Annotated in this window: 19 protein-coding genes; 10 read left to right on the forward strand and 9 right to left on the reverse strand. The window is 50.8% G+C overall.

Annotated elements, in window-relative coordinates; translation table 11 throughout:
- Positions 1-6: 6 nt before the first annotated feature.
- Positions 7-1695 carry a PTS fructose transporter subunit IIBC gene (gene fruA / locus OGW16_RS21675; RefSeq protein WP_043016975.1) on the forward strand — a complete coding sequence of 563 codons (1689 nt, stop codon included), beginning with the start codon at positions 7-9 and terminating at the stop codon, positions 1693-1695.
- A 146-nt stretch (positions 1696-1841) separates the two neighbouring features.
- On the forward strand, positions 1842-2078 hold the full coding sequence (locus OGW16_RS21680) for a YgdI/YgdR family lipoprotein (RefSeq protein WP_043016974.1): 237 nt from the start codon (positions 1842-1844) through the stop codon (positions 2076-2078).
- Positions 2079-2139: 61 nt separating this feature from the next.
- Here the strand turns inward: OGW16_RS21680 and OGW16_RS21685 are convergent, their stop codons facing one another.
- Both OGW16_RS21685 and cuyB read right to left on the reverse strand, forming a co-directional pair.
- Positions 2140-3438 carry an anaerobic C4-dicarboxylate transporter gene (locus tag OGW16_RS21685; protein WP_043016973.1) on the reverse strand — a complete coding sequence of 433 codons (1299 nt, stop codon included), beginning with the start codon at positions 3436-3438 and terminating at the stop codon, positions 2140-2142.
- A 76-nt stretch (positions 3439-3514) separates the two neighbouring features.
- Positions 3515-4234, reverse strand: a complete 720-nt coding sequence (gene cuyB, locus OGW16_RS21690) for a cysteate racemase (protein ID WP_043017952.1) — start codon at positions 4232-4234, stop codon at positions 3515-3517.
- Between the two features lie 344 nt (positions 4235-4578).
- Between cuyB and hypT the strand changes: the two genes are divergently transcribed.
- The 4 genes from hypT to OGW16_RS21710 all read left to right on the forward strand — a co-directional run bounded on the left by hypT (position 4579) and on the right by OGW16_RS21710 (position 9014).
- The gene (gene hypT, locus OGW16_RS21695) at positions 4579-5499 is read left to right on the forward strand and encodes a hypochlorite stress DNA-binding transcriptional regulator HypT (RefSeq protein WP_256145798.1); all 921 of its coding nucleotides are present in this window, start codon (positions 4579-4581) and stop codon (positions 5497-5499) included.
- A gap of 303 nt (positions 5500-5802) precedes the next feature.
- Positions 5803-6744 carry a pseudouridine kinase gene (locus OGW16_RS21700; RefSeq protein WP_286518829.1) on the forward strand — a complete coding sequence of 314 codons (942 nt, stop codon included), beginning with the start codon at positions 5803-5805 and terminating at the stop codon, positions 6742-6744.
- Complete coding sequence (locus OGW16_RS21705) at positions 6732-7667, forward strand: pseudouridine-5'-phosphate glycosidase (RefSeq protein ID WP_286518831.1); 936 nt, start codon at positions 6732-6734, stop codon at positions 7665-7667. Before OGW16_RS21700 ends, OGW16_RS21705 begins: the two co-directional genes overlap by 13 nt.
- Before the next feature lie 96 nt (positions 7668-7763).
- Positions 7764-9014 carry a NupC/NupG family nucleoside CNT transporter gene (locus OGW16_RS21710; protein ID WP_043016970.1) on the forward strand — a complete coding sequence of 417 codons (1251 nt, stop codon included), beginning with the start codon at positions 7764-7766 and terminating at the stop codon, positions 9012-9014.
- A gap of 43 nt (positions 9015-9057) precedes the next feature.
- Here OGW16_RS21710 and OGW16_RS21715 read toward each other — a convergent pair whose 3' ends face one another.
- From OGW16_RS21715 to OGW16_RS21725, 3 genes are all read right to left on the reverse strand, one after another.
- Positions 9058-10146, reverse strand: coding sequence for a sugar kinase (locus OGW16_RS21715; protein WP_181634541.1), 1089 nt, complete (start codon positions 10144-10146; stop codon positions 9058-9060).
- 2 nt (positions 10147-10148) lie between these two features.
- The gene (nfo, locus tag OGW16_RS21720; protein WP_043016968.1) at positions 10149-11006 is read right to left on the reverse strand and encodes a deoxyribonuclease IV; all 858 of its coding nucleotides are present in this window, start codon (positions 11004-11006) and stop codon (positions 10149-10151) included.
- A gap of 71 nt (positions 11007-11077) precedes the next feature.
- Positions 11078-12127 (reverse strand): YeiH family protein, encoded by a 1050-nt coding sequence (locus tag OGW16_RS21725; protein ID WP_043016967.1) that lies wholly within the window; start codon positions 12125-12127, stop codon positions 11078-11080.
- 315 nt (positions 12128-12442) lie between these two features.
- On the opposite strand from OGW16_RS21725, the gene yieE reads away from it, so the two are divergent.
- Both yieE and lysP read left to right on the forward strand, forming a co-directional pair.
- Positions 12443-13324 (forward strand): DNA-binding transcriptional regulator YeiE, encoded by an 882-nt coding sequence (gene yieE, locus OGW16_RS21730; RefSeq protein ID WP_043016966.1) that lies wholly within the window; start codon positions 12443-12445, stop codon positions 13322-13324.
- A 194-nt stretch (positions 13325-13518) separates the two neighbouring features.
- Entirely contained in the window at positions 13519-14988 is a 1470-nt protein-coding gene (gene lysP, locus OGW16_RS21735; RefSeq protein ID WP_003027419.1) for a lysine-specific permease, read from the forward strand.
- A 72-nt stretch (positions 14989-15060) separates the two neighbouring features.
- Here lysP and OGW16_RS21740 read toward each other — a convergent pair whose 3' ends face one another.
- The 3 genes from OGW16_RS21740 to serB all read right to left on the reverse strand — a co-directional run bounded on the left by OGW16_RS21740 (position 15061) and on the right by serB (position 19621).
- Complete coding sequence (locus tag OGW16_RS21740) at positions 15061-17046, reverse strand: ligand-gated channel protein (protein ID WP_047409946.1); 1986 nt, start codon at positions 17044-17046, stop codon at positions 15061-15063.
- 333 nt (positions 17047-17379) lie between these two features.
- On the reverse strand, positions 17380-18702 hold the full coding sequence (locus OGW16_RS21745; protein WP_181634542.1) for an MFS transporter: 1323 nt from the start codon (positions 18700-18702) through the stop codon (positions 17380-17382).
- Positions 18703-18733: 31 nt separating this feature from the next.
- The gene (gene serB / locus OGW16_RS21750; RefSeq protein ID WP_286518834.1) at positions 18734-19621 is read right to left on the reverse strand and encodes a phosphoserine phosphatase SerB; all 888 of its coding nucleotides are present in this window, start codon (positions 19619-19621) and stop codon (positions 18734-18736) included.
- Between the two features lie 216 nt (positions 19622-19837).
- On the opposite strand from serB, the gene OGW16_RS21755 reads away from it, so the two are divergent.
- Together OGW16_RS21755 and OGW16_RS21760 are read left to right on the forward strand one after the other, a co-directional pair.
- Positions 19838-21202 carry an L-serine ammonia-lyase gene (locus OGW16_RS21755; RefSeq protein WP_087051321.1) on the forward strand — a complete coding sequence of 455 codons (1365 nt, stop codon included), beginning with the start codon at positions 19838-19840 and terminating at the stop codon, positions 21200-21202.
- A complete protein-coding gene (locus tag OGW16_RS21760; protein ID WP_286518836.1) occupies positions 21199-21588 on the forward strand; it encodes a helix-turn-helix domain-containing protein in 390 nt (129 codons plus the stop codon). Before OGW16_RS21755 ends, OGW16_RS21760 begins: the two co-directional genes overlap by 4 nt.
- On the opposite strand, the gene fghA is transcribed toward OGW16_RS21760, so the two are convergent.
- Positions 21589-22425, reverse strand: a complete 837-nt coding sequence (gene fghA, locus OGW16_RS21765; protein ID WP_087051322.1) for an S-formylglutathione hydrolase — start codon at positions 22423-22425, stop codon at positions 21589-21591.
- Between the last annotated feature and the right edge of the window lie 89 nt (positions 22426-22514).

A 22514-nucleotide genomic window follows, 5' to 3' on the forward strand; every position in this document is an offset into this window, starting at 1 on the left:
GGCATAATGAAAACGCTGCTGATTATTGACGCTAATCTCGGCCAGGCTCGCGCTTACATGGCGAAAACCCTGCTTGGAGCGGCGGCGCAGAAAGCACATCTGGAAATTATTGATAATCCTAATGACGCCGAACTGGCAATTGTTCTGGGCGACACGCTTCCTGCCGACAGTTCGCTGAACGGCAAAAAGGTCTGGCTGGGCGACATTGGTCGTGCGGTAGCGCATCCGGAACTCTTCCTTAGCGAAGCGAAAGGCCATGCAAAACCTTACAGCGCCCCGGTTGCGACAGCGCCTGTGGCCAGCAGTGGTCCAAAACGCGTGGTGGCGGTGACGGCTTGTCCGACCGGCGTAGCCCATACGTTTATGGCCGCTGAAGCTATTGAAACAGAAGCGAAAAAACGTGGCTGGTGGGTGAAGGTTGAAACCCGAGGTTCTGTTGGCGCAGGCAATGCCATTACGCCGGAAGAGGTGGCTCAGGCGGATCTGGTGATTGTAGCGGCTGACATTGAAGTTGATCTGGCGAAGTTTGCCGGAAAACCCATGTACCGTACTTCTACTGGCCTTGCGCTGAAGAAAACCAAGCAGGAACTGGACAAAGCGCTGGAAGAAGCAACGCCGTACCAGCCAACCGGTAAAGCACAGGCTTCAGCAACAGAAGGTAAGAAAGAAAGCGCGGGTGCGTATCGTCACCTGCTGACAGGCGTGTCCTACATGCTGCCGATGGTGGTTGCCGGTGGTTTGTGTATTGCACTCTCATTCGCTTTTGGTATTGAAGCGTTCAAAGAGCAGGGGACGCTGGCAGCGGCGCTGATGCAGATTGGCGGCGGTTCAGCGTTTGCGCTGATGGTGCCCGTTCTGGCGGGATATATCGCGTTTTCTATCGCTGACCGTCCGGGTCTGACGCCAGGTCTTATCGGCGGTATGTTGGCGGTGAGCACCGGTTCTGGCTTTATTGGCGGGATTATTGCCGGTTTCCTTGCCGGTTATGTGGCGAAGCTCATCAGCACGAAGCTGAAACTCCCACAGAGTATGGAAGCGCTGAAACCGATCCTGATTATTCCGCTGCTCTCAAGCCTGGTGGTGGGTCTGGCTATGATCTACCTGATCGGTAAACCGGTAGCCGGCATTCTGGAAGGTCTGACCCACTGGCTGCAAACCATGGGTACAGCGAATGCGGTATTGCTTGGGGCGATTCTTGGCGGCATGATGTGCACCGACATGGGTGGTCCGGTTAACAAAGCGGCGTATGCTTTCGGTGTGGGCCTGCTGAGTACGCAAACCTATGCGCCGATGGCGGCCATTATGGCGGCAGGTATGGTGCCTCCGCTGGCGCTGGGTCTGGCAACGCTGGTTGCGCGTCGTAAATTCGACAAAGCTCAGCAGGAAGGCGGTAAAGCTGCGCTGGTGCTGGGCCTGTGCTTTATCACCGAAGGGGCAATTCCGTTCGCTGCCCGTGACCCAATGCGCGTTCTGCCTTGCTGTATCGTTGGCGGCGCGATTACCGGTGCCATCTCGATGGCGGTAGGGGCTAAGCTGATGGCGCCGCATGGCGGTCTGTTTGTGCTGTTAATCCCTGGCGCAATCACGCCGGTGGTAGGATACCTGCTGGCTATTATTGCCGGTACGCTGGTCGCCGGTCTCTCCTACGCGGTGCTGAAACGCCCGGAAGCAGAGGTTATGGCAAAGGCAGCCTGATTAAACGTTGATAGCCGGGGCAGAGACTTCTCTGCCCCTTTTTTATGCATTTACCCATACCGTTGCAGCATCGCCACAATAATCCATCCAGCCTTAAGCAAATTCGATAAAGTGCCCTTAAATCAAACTGATCACGGAAATCGAATATGAAAAAAACGCTCATTGTTGCCTCTCTGTCACTCGCGACACTGCTGCTTACGGGGTGCTCAACCACCTGGGTGATGACAACAACGTCAGGTTCAACGATAGAGACGCAGGGAAAGCCTGAGCAAGACTCCGGGACAGGACTGACAAAATACGCTGACGCCTATGGCTATCACCGCGTGATTAAGAGCAGCGATGTGAAGCAAATAGATAAAGGTAAGACGGTTTTGATGTGGTGAGCTGGCCAGATATGTAATCATTCAGGGGGCGAAATTTATTCGCACCCCTGGATCAAACGGGTCAGGCAATCATTGGCGCGATGATAAAACCAAAGGCAACGCCCGCGATGATCCCACCAAGCCCTGGCAACATAAACGGATGGTTTAAGACATACTTACCCACGCGCGTTGTCCCGGTGGTGTCGAACTCCATGGCCGCCAGCGAAGTGGGGTAAGTTGGTAGAACAAACACGCCAGTTACTGCTACGTAGGAAGCCAGAATCGCCCAAGTGGGTACGCCGAGCGCGACGGCGAGAGGGATAATCAGCGGCGTGGTAGCTCCCTGCGAATAGAGAAGCGCGCAGGTACCAAACAGCACCAGCGCCAGCAGCATTGGATAAGCCCGTAGAATATCGCCCGCGATATCCTTAATTCCCGTTAAATGGGCGTCAATGAAAGTTGTGCCCAGCGTAACAATCCCCAGAATGACCGCCAGCGAACTCATACCTGCACGGAACGTGGATGTCAGGACAATCGCGTCGGTTGATGTTTTGCACAGCACCACCATCAGGCACGCGGCAGCCAGCATGCAGATAATAATAATATCTCGGGTATTCATTGGGTTACCTGCATCGAATCCGGGGCGTAGTTGAGGACATGCGGCAAGAATAACGATGACGACCGTTGCCAGCATAAACAGGGCGACTGATAATCTGGCTCCCGGCGTGGTGCTGTTCTGCCCTTCATATTTACGCACCAAACCTTTTTGCAAGCGCTCCAGATAGACTTCATCATCCTGTAGTTCGCATCCCTGACGTGAGGCGATAAAAGCGGCGACCATCGCGGCGACAAATGAGGCTGGCAGACATACCGCCATGACCTGAATAAAGCTGACGCCGTTACCTTCCATAATGGTCAGCATCGCCGCCATTGCGGCACTGATCGGTGAACCGGATATCGCCACCTGAGAGGCGACTACGGATCCTGCGAGCGTACGGGAAGGACGGATACCTGACTCTTTGGCAACTTCGGCAATTACCGGCAGAGTCGAAAAGACGATAAATCCTGTTCCCGCCATAATGGTCATCGACCAGGTGATGATCGGCGCAATAATGTTGATATACTTAGGATTACGACGCATGAAATTACCGGCAACGCGAACCAGATAATCCATACCTCCGGCGGCCTGTAGCGCTGATGCCGCCACTACCACTGTCATAATAATGAGAATAACGTCAACGGGGGGAGAACCAATTTGCAGCCCAAATCCCAACGTTAATATAGCCAGTCCCAGTCCGCCACATAAACCGATACCAATTCCGCCGAGGCGGATGCCAAAAAATATTGCGCCCAACACTACGATAATTTCCAGCCAAATCATAATGGCCTCCGCCAGAGAATAATTTGTTATTAAAATGGATGTTTATTTAATGCAATAATTAACCATGTGTTGGCTTTCATTGTGCCAAAAGATGATTTTTGCCAACGCGTTTCTCGTACCATTTAATACCAGCACGAACTAACGAACCGGTTGAGTCAATATATTTTTCAGGTGACGTTTTGATTGCTTCAGCAAGTATGACGGGAACTTCAGTACATCCCAGTACGATGACTTGTGCACCGCGTGAGAAGAGTGCTTGAGCCTGTTCATTCATCAATACTTGCGCCCGTTTAGCATCACCGGCCTTTAAGCAATAGATGCTTTCCATCACTTTTTCCTGACTGGCAGAGTCAGGACTGATGCAGGTTAGCCCAAGAGATTCAATGCCTTTTTGATAGAGGCCCATGTACAACGTGGCGTTGGTGGCGAGCAGTCCGATACGCGTTTTTCCACAGTTTTTAACCTCGTTGATGGTCGTTTCAACGATACTGAGCAGTTCTGTATGGCAGCACTCTTTTAATTCATTAAACCAAAAGTGGGCGGTATTACAGGGGATCACAATACACTCGGCGCCAGCATCTTCGAGTTTATGCATATAATCGCGCATGGCCGGAAGTGGGGAATGACCATGATGCATTAACGCATCGGTTCGGTCAGGTATGTCCGGGATAGAGGAAATAATTAACGGGATATGTTCCTGGTCGCGCTGTGCTGCAGTAAAAGTAACGAATTTATTAAATAGATCGACCGTTGCAGCAGGCCCCATACCACCTAATACGCCAATTAAACCTTTCACAATATATACCTCAATTTCACCGATCATTAATATTCAGAGCAGGGTTGTGTCTGTAGATAATGTTTAACAGCAGTGAGACGTGAGGAGAAATGCAATAATGTATGGTTTAATGCAAAAACCGCATAGCTGCGATTTGTTTTGCCACCTCTGCAGGCTGGTTTTGAGCCATAGGCCTGACGTATTGCGGTGGAGAAGCGGTCGTGGCCGATTGGGAGAGAAACATGTTAATGTTAAAAACGAAGGCATGATGCAAAAAACGAATCACCAGGTGTTGTTGATGAATGTCATCCGCGCAAATATTCAGGCATGATGCTAAAGACTCATTGGCATATTTAAATATCTGTGTGACAGGCATGAAAAACATTGAGACAAAATGGTTATATGACTTTCTGACGCTGGAAGCGTGTCGTCATTTTTCCCAGGCGGCTGAGGAGCGCAACATATCTCAACCGGCATTTAGCCGGAGGATCAAAGCGCTGGAATCTGCCGTGGGTGTACTGCTTTTTGATCGCACGACGAGCCCACTGCAACTCACGGAGGAGGGCAAGCTATTCCATTCGCAAACCCGTAGCTTGCTGCAACAGCTGGAGTGCAATCTGGATGAGCTAAGCGGCCACAATTTGCTTGGGGTACCCAATATCAAAATAGCGGCAGCACATTCTTTGTCACTGACGATGTTGCCCAGATTAGTGCACTCAATGGCGGCCTGGGGGGAGGAGTTTGTCTGGCACGTCGAAGCTATTGATGTGGTTCAGGCGGTGAATACTCTGCGCGAGGGAAAAAGTGATTTTATTTTCTCCTTTCGGGATGAGGACTTAATGCAGTCACCTTTCTGCGGCTTGAAGGTTTTTGAGTCTGAACTGTATCCCGTATGTGCTGCTGATGCGCAGGGTAAGGCGTTGTTTGATATCTATCAGCCGCAGGCGCCGATTCTGAATTATACCAGCACATCATACATGGGAAGATTGGTAAACCGTCATCTGGCGGAAGTGGGCGGTATCTCAGCTCGTACGCTGTTTATGTCCTCAATGAGTGAGTTATTGAAAAATATGGCATTGGATGGGCATGGTATCGCCTGGCTGCCGGCATGGACTATCGTGAACGAACTGCGTGATAAGCGGCTGGTTTGTCTGCAGACGCCGGAGTTGATGGTGCCTATTCAGGCTTACATTTACCGGATGGATACCCGGTTAAATAAAACCGCAGAGCACTTCTGGCGGATTTTGTACAACCATATGCCGGAAGATTTGGTTTCGCTTACCTGATATGCGCCTGTTCACCGGGCACACCTGAAAAATCTCCGGTTATGCCGGAGTGATACTTTTCATCCTGCTTGATTTGTGTACTACCTCTCATTTTCTCTCCTCCTGACAAACTGTATCTATAAAAAATTGTGATTCTGTTCATATCTATTGGTTTTAGGTCTTGCAGATGGATTTACTTTATCAAAAACACGCTTACTATGAACACATGTTTGATAGTGAACATTTGCTCTAATAACCTGGTGTGTGGCGTTGGTTATTTTTAACGAACTCATTTGTGGCAAGTTAATTGCCAGGGGACGTGCTATGCGTGAAAAGGAATACATAGTAACTATTGGCTCGGCCAATATGGATGTTGCCGGGTGTTCGCATGCTTCTATAAATTATGCGGATTCAAATCCAGGGAAGATAAAATTCACCCCAGGAGGCGTTGGGCGTAACATTGCACATAATCTCGCGCTATTGGGTAAAAATTCCTGGCTGCTAACGGCGGTTGGTAATGATTTTTACGGGCAATCGTTATTGGCGCAAACCAATCAATCCGGAGTTCATGTTGATAAGTGCCTTATCGTTTCCGGAGAGAATACATCCAGTTATTTATCACTGCTTGATAACACCGGCGAAATGTTGGTGGCCATTAATGATATGAGCATTACCGAACATATTTCAGCAGCGTTTTTATCGCAGCATTATGATTTTATTCGGCAGGCGAAAGTGATCGTCGCCGATTGCAATATCAGCGAAGACGCCATGGCATGGGTACTGGAAAATGCCGGGGATGTTCCGGTGTTTGTTGACCCTGTGTCGGCATGGAAGTGCGTCAAAATTCGCGAGCGTCTGGGACAAATCCACACCCTCAAACCAAACCGCCTTGAAGCCGAAACGCTGAGTGGTATTGCGCTTTCCGGGCGTGATGACGTTGGCAGCGTCGCCGCGTGGTTTCACGATCGCGGCTTAAATCGGCTGGTGCTCAGCATGGGGGGGGACGGCGTTTATTACAGCGATATTACGGGGAATAGTGGTTGGTCGCCGCCGATTAAAACTCACGTCATTAATGTTACCGGGGCAGGCGATGCAATGATGGCTGGACTGGCTTCCTGCTGGCTAGACGGTATGCCTTTTATTGATTCGGTTCGATTTGCTCAGGGTTGTTCATCAATGGCGTTAGCCTGTGAATATACCAATAACCCTGATTTGTCTGTTGCGAATGTTAGCTCAATAGTGGAGAACACAGAATGTCTGAATTAACTCTTTCCTCTGAATTATTACAAATATCTCCAGAAGTACAGGAAGCATTAAACAGTAAAAAACCGATTGTTGCACTTGAATCAACCATTATTTCTCATGGTATGCCATTCCCGCAGAATGCCCAGACAGCGATTGAAGTAGAAGAAACTATTCGTAAGCACGGAGCAGTTCCTGCAACCATTGCTATTATTGGTGGGGTAATGAAAGTTGGTTTAAGCAAAGATGAAATTGAATTGCTTGGAAGAGAAGGTCATAGCGTTACTAAAGTCAGCCGTCGTGATTTACCGTTTGTGATCGCGGCAGGGAAAAATGGTGCAACGACTGTTGCCTCAACCATGATTATTGCCGCACTGGCTGGAATTAAAGTATTTGCAACGGGAGGCATTGGTGGTGTTCATCGTGGTGCTGAACATACCTTTGATATTTCTGCCGATCTGCAAGAACTGGCTCATACCAATGTCACGGTTATTTGTGCAGGAGCGAAATCTATTCTTGATCTCGGTTTAACGACCGAATATTTAGAAACTTTTGGCGTGCCATTAATTGGATATCAGACCAACGCGTTGCCGGCATTTTTCTGCCGTACCAGTCCGTTTGAGGTCAGTATCCGTCTGGACAGCGCAAAAGAGATTGCCCGAGCGATGGCGGTGAAATGGCAAACGGGTCTTGACGGCGGTTTGGTTGTTGCGAACCCAATCCCAGAACAGTTTGCGATGGCAGAGGAGAAAATAAATGCGGCAATCGATCGGGCGGTAAAAGAAGCGGAAGAGCAGGGGGTTGTGGGCAAAGAGAGTACGCCGTTCCTGCTGGCGCGAGTTGCGGAGCTGACCGGTGGTGACAGCCTGAAATCAAATATTCAACTGGTGTTCAACAACGCGGTACTGGCCTGTGAAATTGCGAAGGAGTATCAACGTCTCGCCTGACAGAATTTTCCGGGCAGCATGCGGTCGCCCGCGAATATCAAACCTACCAAAACCTGGCGATAACGCCGGGTTTCCTGGCATGAAGGGAATTTCATTATGGATATAATGAGAAGTGTAGTGGGTATGGTGGTATTACTGGCCATCGCGTTTCTGCTGTCAGTAAATAAAAAGCGTATTAGTCTGCGTACGGTCGGAGCAGCGCTGGTACTGCAAATTGCAATTGGCGGCATCATGCTGTATTTCCCACCGGGAAAATGGCTGGTTGAACAGGCCGCTCTCGGTGTCCACAAGGTGATGTCATATAGTGATGCGGGTAGCGCATTTATCTTTGGCTCCCTGGTCGGGCCAAAAATGGATGTGTTGTTTGACGGGGCCGGGTTTATCTTCGCCTTTCGTGTGCTCCCGGCCATCATTTTTGTGACTGCATTAATCAGTCTGCTCTACTACATTGGCGTGATGGGGCTGTTGATCCGCATCCTCGGCGGTATTTTCCAGAAAGCCTTGAACATCAGTAAAATCGAGTCATTTGTCGCAGTTACCACGATTTTCCTCGGGCAAAACGAGATCCCGGCAATCGTGAAACCGTTTATTGACCGGCTGAATCGCAATGAGCTGTTTACCGCTATCTGCAGTGGGATGGCCTCGATTGCTGGCTCAATGATGATTGGTTACGCTGGAATGGGCGTTCCGATTGACTACCTGCTGGCGGCATCGTTGATGGCAATCCCGGGCGGTATTTTGTTCGCGCGTATGTTGAGTCCGGCAACTGAAGAATCCCAAGTCACCTTTGAGAATCTGTCATTTACTGAAACGCCGCCGAAAAGCATCATCGAGGCAGCGGCGAGCGGGGCGATGACCGGGCTGAAAATTGCCGCAGGCGTGGCGACGGTAGTGATGGCATTTGTCGCCATTATCGCACTGATTAACGGCATTATCGGCGGGATTGGCGGTTGGTTTGGTTTTGGACACGCCACTCTGGAAGGGATCTTTGGTTATGTATTAGCCCCGTTGGCGTGGATTATGGGGGTGGACTGGAGCGATGCGACGCTGGCAGGTAGCCTGATCGGACAGAAACTGGCAATCAACGAGTTTGTCGCGTATCTCAACTTCTCACCGTATCTGCAAACCGGCGGGACACTGGATGTGAAGACCATTGCGATTATCTCGTTTGCGCTGTGCGGTTTCGCTAACTTTGGTTCGATTGGCGTTGTTGTCGGCGCGTTTTCGGCGATAGCACCCCAGCGAGCCCCGGAAATCGCGCAGCTTGGAATGCGGGCGCTGGCAGCAGCAACGTTGTCAAACCTGATGAGCGCCACCATAGCCGGTTTCTTTATCGGTATAGCATAGCGAGAGTCATGCCGGATAAGCGTAGCGCCATCCGGCATGACATTTAAGCTGTTTGTAGCAAATACAAGGCGTTATCTGCTGAGAGGGTTGGGTTGTTGATACTGACGCTGGCTCGCGATAGCGCCGCGCAGGCCATGGCAAAGTGAGCGCTTTCACGAAACTCGCTCCCTTCCAGAAAGCTGTACAGTAATCCCGCCATAAATGCGTCATCGGCGCCAAAACTGTCTACAATCGTATGCTCAGGAGGGGTCAGTAAAAATTGTTCCCCGTCCTTTTCGCTGCAAAACACGGATTCATCTTCCAGGCAGACAAAGATCCGTTTTACCCCGTGTTGATGGAGACTATTGACGGCCAGTATGCGATCGGCATCTGAATGGATAGGTTGCCCCCACAGAATCGCCAGCTCTTTTTGCGTGGGTTTCAACGTATGAATGCGCGTAAACCAGGTCTTCATTTTTGCCGCTTTGAACTCTGAAACGGTGTCAATGAATACCGGAATATCATCAGCTATAGTGAAGACCCACTCAATGGCTTCGGCGGTGAGATTGCAATCTGCCAGTACAACACCGGAATGACGAATCAAATCTCGCGAACCGTTCAACAACTGCGGCGTCAATTGTTGCAGGATATGGGTATCATTGATTGCCAGTACGGTCTCTTCCTGCTGATTAGCAATAGACAGGTAAGTTGAGGTGTTATGTCCATGCAGACGTATGCAACTGGAAACGTTAACACCAGCCTGACGCGTTTGTTCCAGCAATGTTTCGCCATAGAAGTCACTGCCAACAGCGGAAATTAAGTGGACATCACGACCCAGCAGCGCAAGGTTGTGGGCGATATTACGTCCTACGCCACCTGCCGAGCAGTGAATGCTGCCAGGGTTAGAGGCGGCCTGAGGATAATGGATGTCTGCCACACCACGAATATCCATATTGATCGCCCCAACAACCACGCAATAATCCTGTTCGGTAAGGATATAACCTTTACCTTTGATCATACCTTTACGCATTAAATCCATAATATGCGCAGCGACGCGTGAACGGCTTATCTGCAGAATATCGGCGATTTCATTCTGCTGAATCAACGGATTGCGACGCAGGATCTTAAGGATCTGCTTTTCCCTGTCGTTCATGATTATGCCACCGCTTTTTCTGTTTGCTGAGCTTTCAGCCAGGCAATCTCTTCTGCCCAGATATCCGGATTAATGGTTTCCAGTACCAGCGGAATGCCGTCAAAACGATTGTCCTGCATGATCCAACGGAAGGCATCGTGGCCAATATTGCCTTCACCTAAGCTGTGGTGACGGTCAACGCGACTGCCAAATGCGCTCTTGGCGTCGTTCAGGTGCATACCGCGCAGATACTTAAAGCCGACAATACGTTCAAATTCCGCAAACGTCTTTTCGCATTCCTCGGCGGAACGCAAATCGTATCCGGCGGCGAAGGCATGGCAGGTATCAATACAAACGCCGACACGGGATTTATCTTCGACGCCGTCGATAATGGCGGCAAGGTGCTCAAACTTAAAGCCAAGATTACTGCCCTGTCCGGCGGTATTTTCGATAACTGCCGTCACCCCCTGAGTCTGAGCGAGGGCGATGTTGATGGATTCGGCAATGCGCGCCAGACATTCATCTTCAGGGATCTGCATCAAATGGCTGCCTGGGTGAAAGTTCAGCAGGGATAAGCCAAGCAGTTCACAGCGCTGCATTTCATCGAGAAACGCATCGCGGGATTTTTCCAGCGCTTCGCTGACCGGGTGACCGAGGTTAATCAGGTAACTATCGTGAGGCAGGATCTGGGCGGAAGTATAGTGGTACTTCTCGCAAGCGGATTTGAAATCATCAATGATGTCGGTGGTCAGCGGCGCGGCACGCCACTGGCGCTGATTTTTGGTGAACAGGGCGAATGCGGTCGCTTCGATTTCTGCGGCTCGAATAGCGGCGTTAGCCAGACCGCCAGCGGCGCTTACGTGCGCTCCGATATATTTCATAAATTTAACCCGCCATACTCAAATACAAAAAGGGAGAGTATAGCGGGTTAATGGAGGTGAGTCGTGATCGTTTATGCCATCAGGGCGTGGACAGCGACGTTAATCGCAGCACCACCCACAATCAGCCAGACAAACAGCAGCAGGGCCATCAGTAACGGTTTGGCACCGGCTTTTTTCAGCGCGCTAACGTGAGTGGTCAACCCCAGGGCAGCCATCGCCATTGCCAGCAAAATAGTGTCCAGCGTTACCAGCATGTTCACTACCGACTGCGGCAGCAGGTGGAACGAGTTAAAAATCGCGACCACAATGAACAGGATGGCAAACCATGGAATGGTGATTTTGCTCTTCTCACCGCCTGTGGCCGGAGACAGTTGTTTTACGCGAGCGGCCAGGAGGATGAGGAACGGTGCCAGCATCATGACGCGCAGCATTTTGGCAATAACCGCGGCGTTTTCCGCATCCGGGTTAATGGCGTGCCCTGCAGCCACTACCTGTGCCACTTCATGCATGGTGGAGCCAATGTAAATGCCGTAGGTTTCTGGACTAAACCAGTGCGCCAACAGCGGATACATCGCCGGATACAGGAAGATAGCGATGGTACCGAAGATCACCACGGTAGCGACAGCGACGGTTACCTTACTGGCTTCCGCTTTCACCACCGGTTCGGTTGCCAGCACGGCGGCGGCACCACAAATGCTGCTCCCCGCGCCAATCAGCCAGCTGGTGTGGCGGTCCAGACCAAACACTTTCTGCCCCAGGAAGCAGGCAATCATAAAGGTACTGCTTAGCGTTAACACATCAATCACGATACCGCTGACGCCGACGTCAGCAATTTGCGCGAAGGTGAGGCGGAAACCGTAGAGGATAATCCCCAGACGTAATAAATGTTGTTTAGCAAACAGCACGCCGCCGTCACAGCTTTTCCAGATGTGCGGATAGACGGTGTTGCCGAGAACCATCCCCAACAAAATTGCTAAGGTGAGGGCGCTGAACCCGGCACCTGCGACGGCGGGAATGGATCCACCCCATAAGGCGACCCCAGTGATAACTGCACTCAGGGCGAGCCCCGGAATAAAATGCCACGCTGTACGACGATGAGTCTGCAAGGTGAGTTCTGTCATATCCTTCTCCTTTATCTGGGTAAAAGAGTACGGCGAAGTGGTTTAAAAATAAAATTGATTATATATTTATAATTAATCTATATAAGTGGTATACCCGCCATACTTCAGGTTGCATGTGCGTTGGCTGCGCTCGTTCACCCCAGTCACGTACTTAAGTACGCTCCCGGGGATTAATGAGGGACATCCATGTCCCTCACCAGAGGCCAGCCTTTGGCTGGTCAAATTCGTTCCTGACGAATTTGTCTCTCTCTTGCCGCCTTCCTGCAACTCGAATTATTTAGGGTATAAGTAACGGATATCCGGTGGAAAACGACTATGCATATCACCCTGCGACAACTTGAAGTGTTTGCTGAGGTACTAAAAAGCGGCTCAACGACCCAGGCGTCTGTCATGTTGGCATTGTCGCAGTCGGCGGTGAGTGCGGCGCTAACCGATCTCGAAGGGCAACTTGGTGTGCAGCTGTTTGACCGTGTGGGCAAACGGCTGGTGGTCAACGAGCACGGGCGCTTGCTTTATCCACGCGCGCTGGCGCTGCTTGAGCAAACGATCGAAATCGAACAGCTTTTTCGCGAAGATAATGGTGCTATTCGGGTCTACGCCAGTAGCACTATTGGCAACTACATTTTGCCCGCCATGATCGCCCGTTATCGCCAGGATTTCCCTGATTTGCCGCTGGAGCTTAGCGTGGGCAACAGCCAGGACGTAATCAATGCGGTGCTGGATTTTCGGGTAGACATTGGGCTGATCGAAGGGCCGTGTCACAGCACGGAAATCATCTCTGAGCCGTGGCTGGAAGACGAACTGGTGGTGTTTGCCGCACCCTCGTCACCGCTCACAAAGGGGTCCGTTACGCTGGAACAGCTGGCGGCTTCGCCGTGGATCCTGCGCGAGCGAGGATCGGGTACGCGCGAACTGGTGGATTACCTGCTGCTGTCCCATCTGCCGAGATTTCAGATGGCAATGGAGTTGGGTAACTCGGAGGCCATTAAGCATGCGGTGCGCCATGGTCTCGGGATCAGCTGTTTGTCGCGCCGGGTTATAGCGGAGCAGTTACAGGCGGGTACGTTGAGCGAAGTTCCTGTGCCGCTGCCGCGTTTAGTCCGCACTCTCTGGCGCGTTCATCACCGGCAAAAACATATCTCTAATGCCATTACGCGTTTTTTACATTACAGCGACCAGGTAGAACTGGGCGATTAAAGCGCTGATTGTCGAAAGGTCCCTCTAAGCATGCTGGCGGTTACGTTTTATCCGCCTTGCGTCGCCCATTTTCTGCTTTACTTATAATCCGCGGCCAGTCATGAAGGTCTCTTATAACTGCGTATTTGTGCCAGAAGAATGCCATTTCGTCTGCTACAATCGCGCCTCATTTTTTGGATGGATAGCATTTTCACATGGTTTCCGAAACTAAAACCACAGAAGCGCCCACGCTACGTCGTGAACTGAAGGCGCGTCACCTGACGATGATTGCCATTGGAGGCTCCATCGGTACAGGTCTTTTTGTTGCATCTGGTGCAACTATTTCTGCGGCGGGTCCTGGCGGCGCGTTGTTCTCTTATATACTGATCGGTCTGATGGTGTACTTCCTGATGACCAGCCTCGGTGAACTGGCTGCCTATATGCCGGTTTCCGGCTCGTTTTCCACCTACGGTCAGAACTACGTAGAAGAAGGCTTTGGCTTCGCGCTGGGCTGGAACTACTGGTACAACTGGGCGGTAACGATTGCCGTTGACCTGGTGGCCGCACAGCTGGTGATGAGCTGGTGGTTCCCGGACACGCCAGGCTGGATCTGGAGCGCACTGTTCCTCGGCGTTATCTTCCTGCTGAACTACATTTCCGTTCGCGGATTTGGTGAAGCGGAATACTGGTTCTCACTGATCAAAGTTACCACCGTCATTATCTTCATCGTGGTTGGCGTGATGATGATTTTCGGTATCTTCAAAGGCGCTCAGCCGGTGGGCTGGAGTAACTGGACGACCGGTGATGCACCGTTTGCCGGTGGCTTTGCCGCGATGATTGGCGTGGCGATGATCGTCGGCTTCTCCTTCCAGGGTACGGAGCTTATCGGTATCGCGGCAGGCGAATCTGAAGATCCTGAAAAGAATATTCCACGTGCGGTACGTCAGGTGTTCTGGCGAATCCTGCTGTTCTATGTGTTCGCGATTTTGATTATTAGCCTGATCATTCCGTACACCGATCCGAGCCTGCTGCGCAACGACGTGAAAGACATCAGCGTTAGCCCATTCACGCTGGTATTCCAACATGCGGGTCTGCTGTCTGCGGCGGCGGTGATGAACGCGGTTATCCTGACGGCAGTGTTGTCTGCGGGTAACTCCGGGATGTACGCCTCCACGCGTATGCTTTACACCCTGGCATGCGACGGTAAAGCGCCGCGTATTTTCGGTAAACTGTCTCGTGGCGGCGTTCCGCGTAACGCGCTGTATGCGACCACCGTGGTGGCGGGGCTGTGCTTCCTGACCTCGATGTTTGGCAACCAGACCGTGTACCTGTGGCTGCTGAATACCTCCGGGATGACGGGCTTTATCGCCTGGCTGGGGATCGCCATTAGCCACTATCGCTTCCGTCGTGGTTATGTGCTGCAGGGTCACGATGTGAAGGATTTGCCGTACCGTTCTGGCTTCTTCCCGTTGGGTCCGATCTTCGCCTTTGTGCTGTGTCTGATTATCACTCTCGGCCAGAACTACGAAGCGTTCCTGAAAGACAGCATTGACTGGGGCGGCGTGATGGCAACCTATATCGGTATCCCGCTGTTCCTGATTATCTGGTTTGGCTATAAGCTGACGAAAGGAACCCATTTTGTTCGCTATAGCGAAATGAAATTCCCGGGTCGCGTGAAGAAATAATTCTTAACCAGCTACGGCAGAAAAAACAAAACCCCGGCATGATGAGTGCCGGGGTTTTTTATTGCGCCAGACTTAGAAGCTGTAAGTCATGCCAACCGTGTAACGACGTCCATCAAGAACGGTGTCGTAGGTATCGTAATCGATTTGTTTATCCAGCACGTTATACACGCCAGCGGTCATCAACAGATCCTTGGTTGCATAGTAACGTAAACCAACATCGACCTGAGTATAGGACGGCGTGCCCTGGGCCATGGAGGTACGGCTCAGGTATTCAGACGTTTTCCCGCGCAGATTCAGACGGCTCCAGAAACCGAGATCCTGGGTGGCCTGCCAGTCCAGCGTAGTGTTGAACATATGCTTCGGCATTTTGTTCAACGGCTGGCCGGAGAACTGACCGCTTTTCTGCTCAGATTCCGTATAGGTATAGTTCGCCGTCCAGTTGACGTCGGAGGTGATTTTCCAGCCGAAGGTGGATTCTACGCCGCGCATATTGGCTTTATCGACGTTAACGCGATCGCTGACGAAGTCATAATGGGTATTGCCGATGGTGCAGGCCGGATCGGAACTGCTGTTGCAACGGCGAACTTCGGTGATTTTGTTTTTGAAGTCAGTATTGAACAGCGTAACGCCCGCATTGAGGTCGTTGCCGTTATCCCACAGTAAACCGATCTCTTCGCTGAGGCTTTTCTCCGGTTTCAGGTCCGGGTTGCCGACAATGATTCCGTTCAGACGACCGCCGCCGGTGACCTGTCCCCAACTGGCAGAAGACTGGCGCAGATCCGGGGCGCGATAGCCCGCAGAAACGCCGCCTTTTAAGGTCCATTGATCGCTCAGATGCCATACGCCATAGCCGCGTGGCGTCCAGTTGTCGCCGTAGTTTTCATCTTTATCCATACGCAGACCGCCGGTCAGCGTGAAGGTATCGGTAACGGCCCATTCATCTTCGGCAAATAGCGCCCAGCTCCAGCGAGTCAGTTTGTTCAGTCCATCAGCCGCTTGTAGCTGGTTGCCATTATCGCGCAGTTTTTCATAACGATATTGTCCTCCCAACGTCAGGGTGTGCGCCCCAAGGAAGACCTGGTTCTGGTTATTGAAAATCGTGTTATAAGACTTCATCTGGCGACCGGGGTTGTCGGTCTCTTCCTGCTGGATATAGCTGGTGGAGTTGAAGTCGTCGTAATAACCGCTGTGGGTCAGGGAATACGTCGTGTGCACATACTTGTTTTCGCTTTTACTGTTGGGCTTACAGCTCCCGTTACGGCAGTTTTCCTCGGCCATGGATTTGCCTGGCGTACTGTCGCGATCCTGCAGTTCACGCGCGTAATCGAAGTCGATGTCATTTTTATCATCTGGCGTAAAGTTCAGGGTTAAACCCCCGTTACGCATACGCTGTTCATTGTAGCCATTAAGGATTTTATCTTCGGCCCGGTGGGAGAATAAGCCAGTCACCTTCGCGCCGAGTAATCCGTCAATCAGTGGCCCAGACGCATAGGCGTTAGTCTGGTAAATATCGCCGGAATCTCTGTCTTCCTGGAAGGTGGCATCGCCGTGCAGAGAGCCGGTCCAGGCTTTGGTATTCGACACTTTCTTGGTGATGACGTTAATGACGCCGCCCATCGCATCGGAGCCGTAGAGGGATGACATCGGGCCGCGGATTACCTCGATACGCTCGATGGATTCCAGCGGCGGCAGCCAACCTTGCTCAATACCTGAGTTGTCGCTGTTAGGACGTGTGCCGCGCGTGCTAATGCGTTTGCCGTTGACCAGGAAGAGCGTGTATTGCGAAGCCATACCGCGAATACTAATATCGCTGCTGCTCCCCCCGCCGGTGACGACGACGCCAGGGACATCTTTTAGCGCATCGGTAACATCGCGATAGGCTTTGTCCTCAATCTGCTGCTTGGTAATAACAGATATCGACGCGGGTGCATCCTGAATTTTCTGCTCGAAGCCGGTAGCGGTAACGACTACGGTGTCTTGTTCAGCGGCATGGCCGAGTGATGGGAGACTGGCGACGCATACTGCGGCAGCTACAGCCTTAACGTGAGGTATAGTCATTTGTATCATTCCATTTAAATGAATCAAACTGCGTGTCATATGAAAGGCCATGACAATTGTATGTATTTGTCTTTTAAGGACTCTTTTCAGTAAAGAAGCGAATGGATTGTACAAAAGTATGAATATTTGTAAACACAAATGATAATAGAAATCATTTGTGTTTGATATTGTTTCGATATAAAAGCTTTTTTAATCAATAGGATAATGTGGAAAGAAAAAAGGAGAAAAAGTGAAGGAATGATGGAGGAATGAAGAGGAAGGACACCTTTTTGACGCTGAAAGAGCCTAACCGAAGGACAGCGGCGATGGTGCCACCGTCCTGTTATGGCTGGCTTATAGCCGATGGAATTTGGCGAGTAAGGCCAGTGACAAGGTGGTTAACAGGATTGCGATCACGGCATAGAGATAGACTCCAGACCACTCCCAGTTGTTCTTTACTAATATCACCGGTACGCCTGCTAATGCCGCGCCAACATAGCTAAACAATCCGCGGAAACCGGTTATCGATCCCGCCGCATCTTTGTGAGTGACATCCAGACAACCTACGGCAAAAAGCATATGCGGGCCGTACAGGGCAAAACCCATAATAGTGAAGAGAATGGCCGTAATGGTATATGAAGTATCCTGAACTAGTGGGATTAAGGTAATACACACGCAGAGCATTAATGCGAATATTAATCCTGTCATCCAGCGGTTACTTTTAAACATAAAGTCCGATAAGTAACCCGCCAGTAACCCCCCGGCAAGTCCTCCGGCTTCAAACCACGAGATAATGGAGTTGGCTTTAATCAGGCTCCAGCCATGTACCTGAGAATAGTAAATTTGTGGCCAGTCGTTGAGGATGGTGCGGGCAATATAAACAGACATATCGCCAATGATAATAATCCACACCAGCGGGTTAATCAGGATATATTTAACAAAAATCTGCCAAAAGGAGAGGTTAACCGGACTGGCTTTAACCTGGGCTAACTCTGTTGGATCCTTGCGCCATTCGCCAACGTTGGGCAAACCTAAGGTCCCGGGACGGTCTTTAATTGTAAAGAGCGCAATGACCCCCATCAGCAAGGAGATCGCGCCCGGCACATAAAAACCCATTTTCCAGCTACCGCTCCAGACAATCGCGAAACTTGTCAGCAGTGGGGCGAGACTACCGCCAATATTATGCGCCGCTTCAACGACCGCCCACCAACGTCCGCGTTCATTCTTGGAAAACCAGGATGCCATGATCTTTGCCATTGGCGGAAAACTGGTGCCCTGGAGGATAGCATTGAGGCTGTACAACACATAAAACGCGGTAACGCTGTCGGAAAAACCAAACAGAATATTAACGATCCCCACGCCAATGAGCACCGGGCCGGTCATGGCTTTCGGGTTGATTTTATCAACCAGCATGCCGCCAACAAACTTCATTGAGCCATACAGAATGTAAAACAGTGAAGACATGATGGCAAAATCTTCAGCGGTCAGAGCGGTATCTGACAGCATGGCCGGCATGGCGGCTGAGAAGTTTTTACGTGTTAAATAAAAGACGGCGTAAGAGATAAAAACTGAGGTAATAATCTCTATTCTGAATTTTTTGTAAGTATGGTCGATCTCTTTTTTTTCTTTTACAACCGGCTTATCAGCCTGGCTGAATATAAATGATTTCAAGCTCATATGATTTTCCCTTCAGACAGTGCTCGTGGGGTTATAATCCATTTTCGATAAAGAACAAAAGCGACTCGAATCCGTGAAAGTTAATCTGATTGGCAATTAAATTCCTGACGGCGGGTTTTGCTTGCCAGGCAATACCGGTGCCAGCATACGTCAGCATGGGGATATCGTTGGCGCCATCACCGCAGGCGATAATGTTATGCTGAGGTATCTGTAGAGATTCGGCAAGTATGGCCAACGTTTTTTGCTTATTTTCTGCATTCATGATTGGCGTGGAAATATTATCCGTTAGCATGCCATCCCTGATTGCAACGGTATTTGAAAATACATAATCCAGCTGATATTTCTGTTGTAAACGGCGGGTGAAAATATCCAGTCCGCCGGAAATGATCGCTGTTTTAAATCCCTTCTGTTTGAGGAATGGCAAAATGGTGGTGATGCCGGGAGAGGCCGTCATCCGATCGCATACGGCATTGATGACATCGATGTGCGTCCCTTTTAACATTCCGATGCGCTGAGTGAAACTGCTATTGAAATCCAGTTTTCCTTCCATCGCCTGCTGCGTCAGTTCCGTTATCCGATCGGTGATGCCTAGCGCGTGGGCGATCTCATCCACACCTTCTTCCTCGATAAACGTCGAGTCCATGTCAAAGGCGATGATCCCGTTCGTCGGGATGATTTGCGGTTTTAGGAAAAAATCAAATTGCTGAGTGAACGATGTAGCTCTTAGTTTCTTGTATATGTCATCGGTGAATACTTCATCGGGTATTGATAATTTTAAATACGGTTTATTGAATGCGGCTATAGATAACTGTTCCAGTGCGCAAGGATATTGTTTGGTCTCGGTATTTAGAAACGTATTGTGCAGCCATGCCTGAAGTTTTTCAGGATCTTTTGCACTAATAAAATAAATAATTGCCATTATCTCACTCCTGTAAATTAAGATTATTGTAATAGTAGAGGGTGGTGATTGAATCCTGCTTTATCACAGATGTGAATGTTAAAAAAAAGATAAAATAGTATTGTTTTTTATACCAACAAATAAACAAAGTCTGAAAGGTATCGTTTTTGATATACGCGTCACGGTCTGCTGCTACTGGCGGTATATTCTATTTTGACTAACAGGGATGGGTCTGAAATGGAAAGTTGTATTGATATTTTTAAAGTCGTTATTGGGCCTTCCAGTTCAAGAACAGTAGGGCCAATGCGTGCCGCGTTTAACTTCATTTCACAATTAAAGCTACAGGAGATCTTACCGCTAACGCGAGAAATCGAGGTTGAGCTATATGGCGCGCTCTCATTAAGCCGCAAGTGTCATAACGTTGATATCGCTCTTTATCTGGGGCTGTTGGGCAACCAGCCGGATGATGTTGATTTACGCCAGCAGATGGATCTCATTAAACGTGCTGAACAGGACGGCACCCTGACGCTTTCTCCTTCAGTTACCGTGACGGTCGCGATTAAGCCGAATCAACACCCGCATTCTGGTCATCCCTATGCGATGACGTTTCGCGCCAGGGATGATTATTTTACGTTGTATGAAGAAACATGGTTTTCAACCGGCGCCGGCCAGGTTCGCAAACCCGGCGAGTCGGTGCCCGAGAGAGCCGCGCAAAAAAACGCATTTCCGTTTGCGTTTCAAAATGCCGCGCAGCTGCAGGCGCTGTGCCAGCGTAATGGATTATCCGTTGCGGCATTAATGATGAAAAATGAGTTACAGATGCATTCTCAGGCGGCGTTGCATGACTATTTCGCGCATGTTTGGGCGGTAATGCAGCAGGCAGTCCATCGTGGTCTGCATACTGAAGGCCTACTGCCCGGCTCGTATCAGGTGCCGCGCAGGGCCTGCTCGCTCTATAAATTACTGGCAATGAAACCCTCTGCTAACGACTTTCTCACCAACCTCAACTGGGTGAATGCGTTTGCGATTGCCGTCAGCGAGGAAAACGCCGCAGGAGGGCGGGTGGTGACCGCGCCGACCAATGGTGCCAGCGGTATCATCCCAGCGGTCCTCAGTTGGTACGATAAGTTTGTCTGTAAGCTGGATAGCGCATCGGTTATCCGCTTTTTCCTCACCGCTGGCGCCATTGCGCTACTGTTCAAACAAAACGCGTCTATTTTGGGTTCTGAGGTCGGGTGTCAGGGAGAGATCGGTGTGGCCAGTTCGATGGCCGCGGCAGGGTTAGCGGAACTGATGGGGGCGTCAGTTGCTCAGGTGCTGAATGCCGCAGAAATCACCATGGAGCATCATCTCGGGCTGACCTGCGATCCGGTTGGCGGGCAGGTACAAATTCCCTGTGTCGAGCGAAATGCGATTTCGTCCGTAAAAGCGATTAACGCCGCAACGATGGCGATGAGCCGCGTCAGCGAGCCATGCGTTTCGCTCGATGAGGTGATTGCAGCCATGTATGAAACGGGTAAAGACATGAGCGCGAAGTACCGCGAAACGTATCACGGCTGCCTTGGGAAAATTCAGCCCAAAAATCGGGGGAGGGCGGCATGAAATATCACACCATGAATAATGATGAAATCATCTTGTCATTATGCGCTCGCATTAGAGAAACGCGGATTTCTCTGGCGCTAACACAGCAGCAGCTTGCTGACAGTGCACAGGTCGGCATTGCGACCATTAAACGCATCGAGAAAGGCGGTGGCCTCAATCTGGACACGCTTATCTCCCTGTTGCGGGCGCTGAAAAAGTTGCACCACCTGGATGCAATCTTATTCGAGTCTGAAGTGCGTAATTTTAACGAAGGTCATGAAGGCGGTGAGAGCGTGGGGCGATTACAGGTACGCCAGCAGGCGACCGATCTAAATCGTAAAGCGTCCGCGCCGCAGTCAGAAGAGATGAGCTACAGCGCGGCAATAGAAAATACGCTTTACTGGTGATCACTTCAGCAGATACTGGGCATGGAAGCGCAGGTGATCCTCAATAAACGACGCAATAAAGTAATAGCTGTGGTCGTAACCTGGCTGGATGCGCAGCGTCATCGGCCATGCGGTTTGACGGGCCGTTTCGGCCAGTACCGCAGGCTGGAGCTGATCGGCAAGAAACTGGTCGCTGTCGCCTTGATCGATTAGCGTCGGAATCGCATCTGCGGGCTTGCTGGCCAACATTAACGCGCAGCTGTCCCACTCGGCCCACTGTGATTTATCTTCACCCAGATAAGCGCTAAACGCCTTCTCGCCCCACGGAATGCGGCAAGGATTGACGATCGGCGCAAAGGCGGAAATGCTGGTGTATTTCCCGGGATTTTTCAGCGCCATAATCAACGCGCCGTGACCGCCCATGGAATGTCCACTAATGGCGCAGCGATCGCTGACGTTAAACTGCGATTGAATCAGTGCCGGCAGCTCATCACGCAGATAGTCATACATGCGAAAATGCGTTGCCCACGGCGGCTGGGTGGCATTGAGGTAAAATCCCGCGCCCTGGCCTAAATCGTAGCCGTCATCGTTGGCAACCTGCTCGCCGCGCGGGCTGGTGTCCGGCATCACCAGAACAATGCCCAGCTCAGCCGCGATGCGCTGCGCACCGGCTTTGGTGGTAAAGTTTTCATCATTGCAGGTCAGGCCCGACAGCCAGTACAGCACCGGAGGCGGGGCGTTATCGCGGGGTGGCGGAAGAAAAATACTGAAGGTCATGGCGCAATTTAACGTGGTAGAGTCGTGACGCCAGCGTTGCTGCCAGCCTTCAAAACAGCGGTGCTCTTCAAGCATTTCCATGCGTGGCTCCTTATTGTGTTGAACCTGAATGTGTTTGCGAACTCACCATAATACAGATTATTCATAGCACTGTGAGTAACTTTCACTTC

The sequence above is a fragment of the Citrobacter sp. Ce104 genome (assembly GCF_030334595.1).
Lineage (GTDB): Bacteria > Pseudomonadota > Gammaproteobacteria > Enterobacterales > Enterobacteriaceae > Citrobacter > Citrobacter europaeus.

Bases quoted from the DNA above. Each gene is read 5' to 3' on its own strand.
- fruA (WP_043016975.1), top strand. From the start codon at position 7: ATGAAAACGCTGCTGATTATTGACGCTAATCTCGGCCAGGCTCGCGCT.
- OGW16_RS21680 (WP_043016974.1), top strand. From the start codon at position 1,842: ATGAAAAAAACGCTCATTGTTGCCTCTCTGTCACTCGCGACACTGCTG.
- OGW16_RS21685 (WP_043016973.1), bottom strand. From the start codon at position 3,438: ATGATTTGGCTGGAAATTATCGTAGTGTTGGGCGCAATATTTTTTGGC.
- OGW16_RS21700 (WP_286518829.1), top strand. From the start codon at position 5,803: ATGCGTGAAAAGGAATACATAGTAACTATTGGCTCGGCCAATATGGAT.
- OGW16_RS21705 (WP_286518831.1), top strand. From the start codon at position 6,732: ATGTCTGAATTAACTCTTTCCTCTGAATTATTACAAATATCTCCAGAA.
- OGW16_RS21710 (WP_043016970.1), top strand. From the start codon at position 7,764: ATGGATATAATGAGAAGTGTAGTGGGTATGGTGGTATTACTGGCCATC.
- OGW16_RS21715 (WP_181634541.1), bottom strand. From the start codon at position 10,146: ATGAACGACAGGGAAAAGCAGATCCTTAAGATCCTGCGTCGCAATCCG.
- nfo (WP_043016968.1), bottom strand. From the start codon at position 11,006: ATGAAATATATCGGAGCGCACGTAAGCGCCGCTGGCGGTCTGGCTAAC.
- OGW16_RS21725 (WP_043016967.1), bottom strand. From the start codon at position 12,127: ATGACAGAACTCACCTTGCAGACTCATCGTCGTACAGCGTGGCATTTT.
- yieE (WP_043016966.1), top strand. From the start codon at position 12,443: ATGCATATCACCCTGCGACAACTTGAAGTGTTTGCTGAGGTACTAAAA.
- lysP (WP_003027419.1), top strand. From the start codon at position 13,519: ATGGTTTCCGAAACTAAAACCACAGAAGCGCCCACGCTACGTCGTGAA.
- OGW16_RS21740 (WP_047409946.1), bottom strand. From the start codon at position 17,046: ATGACTATACCTCACGTTAAGGCTGTAGCTGCCGCAGTATGCGTCGCC.
- OGW16_RS21745 (WP_181634542.1), bottom strand. From the start codon at position 18,702: ATGAGCTTGAAATCATTTATATTCAGCCAGGCTGATAAGCCGGTTGTA.
- serB (WP_286518834.1), bottom strand. From the start codon at position 19,621: ATGGCAATTATTTATTTTATTAGTGCAAAAGATCCTGAAAAACTTCAG.
- OGW16_RS21755 (WP_087051321.1), top strand. From the start codon at position 19,838: ATGGAAAGTTGTATTGATATTTTTAAAGTCGTTATTGGGCCTTCCAGT.
- OGW16_RS21760 (WP_286518836.1), top strand. From the start codon at position 21,199: ATGAAATATCACACCATGAATAATGATGAAATCATCTTGTCATTATGC.
- fghA (WP_087051322.1), bottom strand. From the start codon at position 22,425: ATGGAAATGCTTGAAGAGCACCGCTGTTTTGAAGGCTGGCAGCAACGC.